Source organism: Streptomyces sp. NPDC057438 (genome assembly GCF_042802995.1).
Taxonomy (GTDB): domain Bacteria; phylum Actinomycetota; class Actinomycetes; order Streptomycetales; family Streptomycetaceae; genus Streptomyces.
On record NZ_JBHVDD010000168.1, the window covers coordinates 1 to 7,685 of the forward strand.

A 7,685-nucleotide genomic window follows, 5' to 3' on the forward strand; every position below is an offset into this window, starting at 1 on the left:
GGCGCGACGAGCATGCGCCCCGGAGACCGCCCGAGTCGCCGACGGCGCAGGTCGCCGGCGTGGAGACCCCGGGGCCCCGCGGTGGGCGGCTGTGATCGGTCAGGCGAGCGCCGCGAGCCGGTCCCGGACCCGGGCCGCGACTGCGTACGTGTCCCCGGTCGGCTCGGTCGCGAGCGGTCCCGGGTTCCGTGCCCAGCGGTCCTCCAGCGCGAACCAGTCGATCTTCTTCGGCACCCGCCCCTCCGCCAGCGCGGCCCGCAGCTCCTCGAAGTACGTCGCCCAGCGCAGCCGGTACAGCCCGCCGACCAGCCCCGCCCACTCCCGGTTGGCGTAGTCGCGCAGCCCCGCGTCCGCGCCCTCCCGCGTCCCCCACACGGTCAGCAGCGACAGGGCGTCGTAGGTCAGCTCCGTACGCTCGGCGGCGCCCGCACCCCAGGAACGGGCATCGGCGACCCAACGCCCCAGCAGATGACGGGAGTCGGTGGCCACCAGCTCGTCCAGCAGATCCATGAGGGAGAGCCAGTCACGGCTCCCCTTCGCCAGCCGCGCGGTGTCCTTGGCGTCGTACGCGGCCTTGATCTGCGGCAGCATGACCCGGCTGCGGTTGGACAGCGCCTGACGGGCCACGTCGAGCAGGTCGCGACGGTAGGCGGAAGACCCCCTCAGCTCCGCCCGTACCCGCAGCATCTCGCCGAGTGCGGGCTCGAAGTCGGCCGCGCTGTACCGGAGTTGCTTGGGCGACCAGCGTCCGGCCCGGACGGCGTTGAGCGCGGGCCGGGAGCCGAACAGGCCGTCGGCGCCCTCGCTCCACGAGTCGGCGCGGGTGGTGCCGTACGCGGTGCGCCGCAGGATGTCCCAGGCCGCCTCGGCATGCGGGTCACGGGCCCCGTACCGGGCGTGCGCCCACTCGGCGAACCAGGTCTTCAGGTCCAGCTCACCCTCCCGCCAGGCCAGTTCGGAGAAGAGGGCGAAAGCGGCCGGGTTGTTGTCCGCCGCCTCCGGCATCAGGGCGATCCCGTGCAGCGTGCTGCCGTCCTTGGTGCGCCACTTCTCGTACAGCGCGGCCCAGTCGGGGGTGTTCGCGCCGAGCGTGGTGTGGCCGCCGAAGTTCCAGATCGACCCGAAGGCGTACGGGGTGCCGCCCCAGTCGGCCTCCCGGTCGGTGACCGTGGGGAAGCGGTCGGAGAGCCCGTCGACGACGAGCATGTGCTGCTTGTCGACGGCGTCGACGATCGCGCGCGGCGGGTTGTGCTGCCAGCCGAGCATCACCCAGGTGGCCCCCGGATGCGCTCGCTGGAGCGCCCGCTCGACGCCCTTGGCCGCGTCGGCGACGGGCACGTCCCCCGGGTCGCCGCCCTCGTGCAGCAGATCCATCTTGTACAGGGCCGACGGGCCGAACATCTCGTCCTGCGTCCGGTAGAAGGCCGCCGCCACCCGCGCGAACTCGGCCCCGCGCGGGTCCAGCCAGTCGGGGCGCGCGAAGCCCATCCACGCGCCCTGCGGCACGGTCCGTGCCCCCGGCACCCGCTCGGCGAACCCGGCCGGCACCGTCCCGAAGTAGCCCGGGAACACCGGGGTCATCCCCAGCTCGCGCACCCGGTCGGCGATCCGGCGGCCGAGGACGGCCCGCGCGTCGAGGAGCCGGCGGGAGACGGGGGAGGGGAAGCCGGACAGGTTCTGCAGCAGCCACCACGGCTGATGGGCCGGGCCCGGCACCCACGCCCGGAGCTCCTCGTCCGTGTACCCGAACTCCTGGAACACCCGGTGGTACAGCGCGTCCGCGCCCGCGTAGACGAGGACCTCGTTGTAGCCGTGCAGCGCCAGCACGTCCAGCTCGCGCTCCCAGTACGTCCAGTCGAGGTACGCGCCCGTGTAGCCGTCGTTGGTGTCGTTGAGCGCGAAGCGGTGCGTGACGTTGGCTCGGCGGTCGACCGTGCCGTCGAGACCGGGCAGCTCGCGCGGCAGGAGGTCCGTCTGTTCGCCCGCCCAGTTGATCTCGGCGTACGCGATGTGCCGCAAGTACCAGTTGAGGCCGGTGAGTTGGGTGGCCGGTGTGTCACCGGCGATGGTGATGCGCCCGGTGCTTCCCGACACCCGGAAGGTGTCGTACTCCCTCCCCTCCGTGAAGGTGATCTGCCGCCAGTGGTCCGGCAGCAGCCGCCGGGCCGCCACCGCGGCCGTGCGCAGCGCCCTGTCGGCTCGGGGCGTGTCGTCCGAGGGGATGGCACGGGCCGGGGTACAGGCCGCCGCGGAACCGGCGGCGAGGGCGGTGAGCAGGGCACGGCGGGCGAGCGGCATGGTGTCTCCGGGGTGCGGTGGGGGTACGCCGTGGCAGGAATACCCACCCGAACCGCACTTGTGCGCAGACATGGGGCCACACGGGGGAGAAAGTGGCATGAATGACTCCTTCCGCCCCGCCGCCGGCCTCACAGGCCGAACAGCGTGGGGTCCTTCGCCAGCGTCCGGAAGTACTCCCTGGGGTCGGCCACCAGTCTGCGGAGCGTGAGATCCATCAGGCCGCCCACGCCGGTGATCTCGGCCGCGACGGTACCGTCCGTCCTGCGGACGGTCTGCTCCATGCGGAACGTCCTGCCCTCGCCCCAGACGAAGGCGCACGTCACCTCGACCTCGTCGCCGGCCAGCAGTTCGCGCCGGTAGCTGATCGTCGTCTCCAGTGCCACCGGTCCGACTCCCCGTGCCATCAGGTCGGCCTGGCGGATCCCGGCGGCCTGCAGCAGCGACCACCGCGCGTGCTCGCCGTACTGCAGGTAGACGCTCTGGTTCAGGTGCCCCTGCACATCGGTCTCGTACCCCCGCACGGTCACCGGAACGTAAAACGGCTCGGCCATGGCTTCTCCTGCCTGACACTGAGGCGAACACAGCGCGTACCAGCTTACTGAGCGCTTGCTCAGCAGACGGGTCCGCCCTGCGCGTTACGCGCGTCTCGGCGAGGCCAGCAGATACCGCTCCCGGGTGCGCGGGTCGGTGTGCTCGCTCACCTGCCAGCCCGCACCCTCCAGCGTCGCCGCGCAGGCCGCCAGCGCCGCCGTGTCGGGCTCCCGCACGGCGACGGCCTCCGGCTGCGGGGTGGCGCGCACGCGGTAACCCCCGCGCGTCGGCGCCGTGTCCGCGTCCGCCGGCCGGTGACCTGCCGCCTCCAGGGCCAGCGCGGCGGCCCGCACCAGATGCGCGCGCTCCCAGCCGCAGGGGCGGTCCGTGGCGCCGCCCGGATCGGTCATCCGACGCAGCTCCAGGAGTCCCTGCCAGGCGCTGTGCACCTCCCGCTCGCGGGCCGGCCCGCCGGGGCCGGCCTCCTCGCCGCCGACCCGAGCGGCGAAGACACCGGTCCCGGCCGGCTCACCGCCGGTGTCCTCCGGCGCGTCGGCCGGTGCCGTCTCCCGCAGGCGGTGCCCGGCCGGCGTCAGGAAGTGGCCGTGCGGCGGGCGCGGATGACGGAAGGCCAGCCCTCGCTTCACCAGCGCGGCCAGCTGCGCCTCCGTGCCCGTCAGCCGCCCGGTCACCGGTTCGGCGGCGTCGATGATCCGCCGCTGGACGGCGGTCGGCGGTCGTGTCACGGCACCCTCCCTCACCCGAGCCCACCGGGGGTGGTCACTCGGAAGACTACGAGGGGGGTCTGACATTCCACCCCGCGACGACCGGGCGCCCGTGTTCCGTGCCGAGGCGGCAGACCGTGCCCGTGGCCAGCTGGAACAGCGCTCCGCCGGCGGCGGGCAGGCCGAGATAGCGGGCGGTGAGAACACGCAGGAAGTGCCCGTGCGCCACGAGCACCACGCTCCCCTCGGCGTTCCCCAGCGCCGCATGGGCCTTCGCCAGCATCCGGTCCGCGCGCGCCCCGACCTCCTCCGGGCTCTCCCCGGGGTGCTCCGGCGGACCGGGCGCGACCCCGTCCGTGAACAGGAACCAGTCCGGCCGGGAGCGGTGGATCTCGACGGTCGTGACGCCCTCGTACCCGCCGTAGTCCCACTCGACGAGATCCGCGTCGACGCGCGCCTCGGTGAGCCCGGCCAGCTCCGCGGTCTCCCGGGCCCGCTTGAGCGGGCTCACGAAGACGGTGCCGACGCGGTGGTGGGCGAGCAGCGGGGCGAGGCCGCTCGCCTGCTCGCGGCCGTGGTCCGTCAGCGAGATGTCGGTCCAGCTCGTGTGCTGCCCGGACGCCGACCACTCGGTCTCGCCGTGCCGCACCAGAAGAAGATCACCCATGTCCCCAGGCTACGATCCCGCCCCGCCGGCGCCCTCCGGGCCGCCGCCCAGTGCGCGCGCCCACCGCTCCAGCTCCCGGAACTCCTCCTCCCCGAGGCCCCGGCGCGGATCGATCCGCAGCAGCAGGGCCGGTGTGCCGTGGTGCTCGGCCACATGCCGGGCGTCGAGGTCGGTGATCATGTCGTCGACCCAGACGAACGGTCGTCCCGCCGCCCATGCCAGGACCTCCCGGGTCTTCCAGTAGAGCCCGTCCGGGTCCGGGGCGAAGAGGTTGCCGAACTCGATGACCGGCAGATCGCGGGGCAGCCCGATCACCGGCCCGATCATCTCGTTGGCCTCGTGCATCCACGTCGTGGCCCACGCCAACTCGTAGGGCAGCGCGAGCAGGCGCTCCCCGTGCGCCGGGTTCAGCCGGATCCGCAGTCCCCGGCGCAGCCGGCGGGAGCCGGGTTTCTGCCGCGCGGACCAGTTGGAGGGATGCATCCGGCGGGTCACATAGCCGCGGGGGCGCCACCACCGGGCGCCGAAGGGGTTGAGGGGTCCGTCGACGTCGAGGAGGAGCAGGGGCCGGTCAGTCATGGGGGAGGTCTACCCAAGCCGGGGTGGTCCCGCGCGTACCGGCGCAGGCGACTGCCGGTACCGACCGCCGAACTGCCGGTGTCGCCGACCGCCGGTGTCGCCGACTACTGTCGCGGGCATGGTCGAACACGATGCCCTCGCCACCACCCGCGAGGCCTACGACGCCGTCGCCTCCACCTATGCGCGGATGTTCGGCGACTCGCTGCGGGACAGCCCCCTGGACCGCGCGATCCTGGGCGCCTTCGCCGAGGTCGCGCGGGTGAGCGGGGACGGCCGGGTCGCGGACCTGGGGTGCGGGCCCGGCCATGTCACCGCCCATCTCGCCGGGGCGGGGCTGGACGCGTTCGGTGTCGACGCCTCGCCCGCGATGATCGAACTGGCCCGGCGGGCCCACCCCGGCCTGCGGTTCGAGGTGGGCTCGATGGCCGCGCTGGACATCGCGGACGGCGTGCTCGGCGGCGTACTGTCGCGGTGGTCCGTCATCCACACCCCGCCGTCCGAAGTCCCGCTCCTCCTGGCGGAGTTCCACCGTGTGCTGGCGCCCGGAGGACACCTTCTCATCGGCTTCTCGGCGAGCGAGGGCCCGTCCCGTCCGACACAGGTCTTCGACCACACGGTCGCGCCCGCCCATCGCTGGTGGCCCGATCACCTCGCCGCGCTGCTGCGCGCGTGCGGGCTGGCCGAGGTGGCCCGGATGGTGCGCGAGCCGCAGCCCACCGACCGCAGACAGTTCAAGGGGATACACCTGCTGGCCCGCAAGGCCGAGGGGTGACGCGTGCGCCCGGGGTCCGGGTCCGCTACTGCCGGTACCCGCTCAGGAACCGGCCGATCCGGCTGATCGCCGCGTCGAGGTCGTCCGCGTGGGGGAGGGTGAGGATGCGGAAGTGGTCGGGGGTGGGCCAGTTGAAGCCGGTGCCCTGCACGACCTGGATCTTCTCGCGCAGGAGCAGGTCCAGGACGAACTTCTCGTCGTCGTGGATCCTGTGGACCTTGGGGTCGAGCCGGGGGAAGGCGTAGAGGGCGCCCTTGGGCTTCACGCAGGAGACGCCGGGGATCTCGTTGAGCTTCTCCCAGGCCACGTCGCGCTGTTCGTACAGGCGGCCGCCCGGCATGGTGAGGTCGGTGATGGACTGGCGGCCGCCGAGCGCGGCCTGGATGGCGTACTGGGCGGGCGCGTTGGCGCACAGCCGCATGGAGGCCAGCATCGTCAGCCCCTCCAGATAATTGCGGGCGTGCTGCTTCGGGCCGGTGACGACCAGCCAGCCGGAGCGGAAGCCCGCGACGCGGTACGTCTTCGACAGGCCGCAGAAGGTCAGGACGACCAGGTCGGGGGCGAGCGCGGCGGCCGAGTGGTGCACGGCGTCGTCGTACAGGATCTGGTCGTAGATCTCGTCGGCGAAGACCATCAGGCCGTGGCGGCGCGCGAGGTCGAGGATGCCCTCGATGATCTCCTTCGGGTAGACCGCGCCGGTGGGGTTGTTCGGGTTGATGATGACGACGGCCCTGGTGCGGTCGGTGATCTTCGACGCCATGTCGTCCAGGTCCGGGTACCAGTCGGCCTGTTCGTCGCAGAGGTAGTGCACCGCCTTGCCGCCGGCGAGGGTGGTGACCGCCGTCCACAGAGGGAAGTCGGGGGCGGGGATCAGGATCTCGTCGCCGTCCTCGATCAGCGCCTGGACGGCCATGGAAACCAGTTCGGAGACGCCGTTGCCGAGGAAGACGTCGTCGACGTCGACGACGAGTCCCCTGTCCTGGTAGCGCTGGGCGACCGCGCGGCGGGCCGAGAGGACGCCGCGCGAGTCCGTGTAGCCGTGGGCCCGCGGCAGCATCCGGATCATGTCCTGGAGGATCTCCTCCGGTGCCTCGAAGCCGAACAGCGCGGGGTTGCCGGTGTTGAGGCGCAGGACGCTGTGGCCCGCCTCCTCCAGTGCGTTCGCGTGCTCGATCACGGGTCCGCGGATCTCGTAACAGACCTCGCTGAGCTTGCTCGACTGCCGGAACTCCATGCGCTCTCGCCCTCCGGTTCGTTGTGTTGCTTGGTTTTACCAAGTAGGCGCTTGGAAAGTCCAACGACATGTCTAGAATGCGTTCCATGTCACCTCGCCGAAGCTACGACCAGTACTGTTCCGCCGCGCGTGCGCTCGACCTCGTCGGTGACCGGTGGACCCTGCTGATCGTGCGGGAGCTGCTGGCCGGACCGCGTCGCTACACGGACCTGCACGCGGACCTGCCGGGCGTCAGCACGGACGTCCTCGCGTCGCGACTGAAGGACATGGAGCGGGACGGGGTGTCGACGCGGCGCCGGCTGCCACCGCCGGGGGCCGCGTACGTGTACGAACTCACCGACCGGGGGCGGGAGTTGCTGCCGGTGCTGCAGGCGTTGGGCGCGTGGGGGGAGTCGGCGCTGGGGGAGCGCCGGGCCACGGACGCGGTGCGGGCCCACTGGTTCGCGCTGCCGCTGCTGCGCGCGCTGGAGGGGGCGACCGCCGGGCTCGTCGAAGTCCGGCTGGAGGAGGGGGAGTTCCATGTGCGGGTGGGTGCGGAGGAGGAGCCGGTGTACGGGGACGGGCCGGCGCCCGGGGAGGCGGACGCGCGGCTGACCCTCGACGCGGACACCTGCGGTGTGCTGGGCCGCGGGGAGTTGGGGTTGCGGGAGGCGGTGCGGGCGGGGCGGGTCGTGGTGTCGGGGGAGGGGGCGCTCGCCAAGGAGCTGAGGGAGTTGCGGGAGGAGTGAGGGAGGGGCCGTGGAGCGCCGTCGTCGACTGCGTGAGAAGCCCCGCCGGACGCGGACGGGATCGGGGAGCAAGCCCCGCCGGACGCGGACGGGTTCGAAGGGTCCCCCGAACTCTCCACCCTCCATGTACGAGGGCCCGCCGAACCGGAAC

8 protein-coding genes are annotated in these 7,685 nt (G+C 72.8%); 2 read left to right on the top strand and 6 right to left on the bottom strand.

The window, feature by feature from the left end:
* Positions 1–99: 99 nt before the first annotated feature.
* The 5 genes from ACFU5F_RS41720 to ACFU5F_RS41740 all read right to left on the bottom strand — a co-directional run bounded on the left by ACFU5F_RS41720 (position 100) and on the right by ACFU5F_RS41740 (position 4,800).
* Entirely contained in the window at positions 100–2,298 is a 2,199-nt protein-coding gene (locus ACFU5F_RS41720; protein ID WP_383898830.1) for an alpha-N-acetylglucosaminidase, read from the bottom strand.
* A gap of 128 nt (positions 2,299–2,426) precedes the next feature.
* Positions 2,427–2,849 (bottom strand): acyl-CoA thioesterase, encoded by a 423-nt coding sequence (locus ACFU5F_RS41725; protein WP_383898832.1) that lies wholly within the window; start codon positions 2,847–2,849, stop codon positions 2,427–2,429.
* 84 nt (positions 2,850–2,933) lie between these two features.
* On the bottom strand, positions 2,934–3,575 hold the full coding sequence (locus tag ACFU5F_RS41730) for a hypothetical protein (protein WP_383898833.1): 642 nt from the start codon (positions 3,573–3,575) through the stop codon (positions 2,934–2,936).
* A gap of 46 nt (positions 3,576–3,621) precedes the next feature.
* A complete protein-coding gene (locus ACFU5F_RS41735) occupies positions 3,622–4,221 on the bottom strand; it encodes a histidine phosphatase family protein (protein WP_383898835.1) in 600 nt (199 codons plus the stop codon).
* A gap of 9 nt (positions 4,222–4,230) precedes the next feature.
* Positions 4,231–4,800 carry an HAD domain-containing protein gene (locus ACFU5F_RS41740; RefSeq protein WP_383898837.1) on the bottom strand — a complete coding sequence of 190 codons (570 nt, stop codon included), beginning with the start codon at positions 4,798–4,800 and terminating at the stop codon, positions 4,231–4,233.
* A gap of 118 nt (positions 4,801–4,918) precedes the next feature.
* Between ACFU5F_RS41740 and ACFU5F_RS41745 the strand changes: the two genes are divergently transcribed.
* Entirely contained in the window at positions 4,919–5,572 is a 654-nt protein-coding gene (locus ACFU5F_RS41745; protein WP_383898839.1) for a class I SAM-dependent methyltransferase, read from the top strand.
* Between the two features lie 25 nt (positions 5,573–5,597).
* Here the strand turns inward: ACFU5F_RS41745 and ACFU5F_RS41750 are convergent, their stop codons facing one another.
* Positions 5,598–6,806, bottom strand: coding sequence for a pyridoxal phosphate-dependent aminotransferase (locus ACFU5F_RS41750; protein WP_383898842.1), 1,209 nt, complete (start codon positions 6,804–6,806; stop codon positions 5,598–5,600).
* Between the two features lie 86 nt (positions 6,807–6,892).
* Here ACFU5F_RS41750 and ACFU5F_RS41755 point away from each other — a divergent pair, with 86 nt between their 5' ends.
* Positions 6,893–7,534, top strand: a complete 642-nt coding sequence (locus tag ACFU5F_RS41755; RefSeq protein ID WP_383898844.1) for a winged helix-turn-helix transcriptional regulator — start codon at positions 6,893–6,895, stop codon at positions 7,532–7,534.
* Positions 7,535–7,685 lie beyond the last annotated feature (151 nt).

What these genes read in the sequence shown, in the direction of transcription:
- ACFU5F_RS41720 (WP_383898830.1), bottom strand. Translation starts at nt 2,298, where the DNA reads ATGCCGCTCGCCCGCCGTGCCCTGCTCACCGCCCTCGCCGCCGGTTCC.
- ACFU5F_RS41725 (WP_383898832.1), bottom strand. Translation starts at nt 2,849, where the DNA reads ATGGCCGAGCCGTTTTACGTTCCGGTGACCGTGCGGGGGTACGAGACC.
- ACFU5F_RS41735 (WP_383898835.1), bottom strand. Translation starts at nt 4,221, where the DNA reads ATGGGTGATCTTCTTCTGGTGCGGCACGGCGAGACCGAGTGGTCGGCG.
- ACFU5F_RS41740 (WP_383898837.1), bottom strand. Translation starts at nt 4,800, where the DNA reads ATGACTGACCGGCCCCTGCTCCTCCTCGACGTCGACGGACCCCTCAAC.
- ACFU5F_RS41745 (WP_383898839.1), top strand. Translation starts at nt 4,919, where the DNA reads ATGGTCGAACACGATGCCCTCGCCACCACCCGCGAGGCCTACGACGCC.
- ACFU5F_RS41750 (WP_383898842.1), bottom strand. Translation starts at nt 6,806, where the DNA reads ATGGAGTTCCGGCAGTCGAGCAAGCTCAGCGAGGTCTGTTACGAGATC.
- ACFU5F_RS41755 (WP_383898844.1), top strand. Translation starts at nt 6,893, where the DNA reads ATGTCACCTCGCCGAAGCTACGACCAGTACTGTTCCGCCGCGCGTGCG.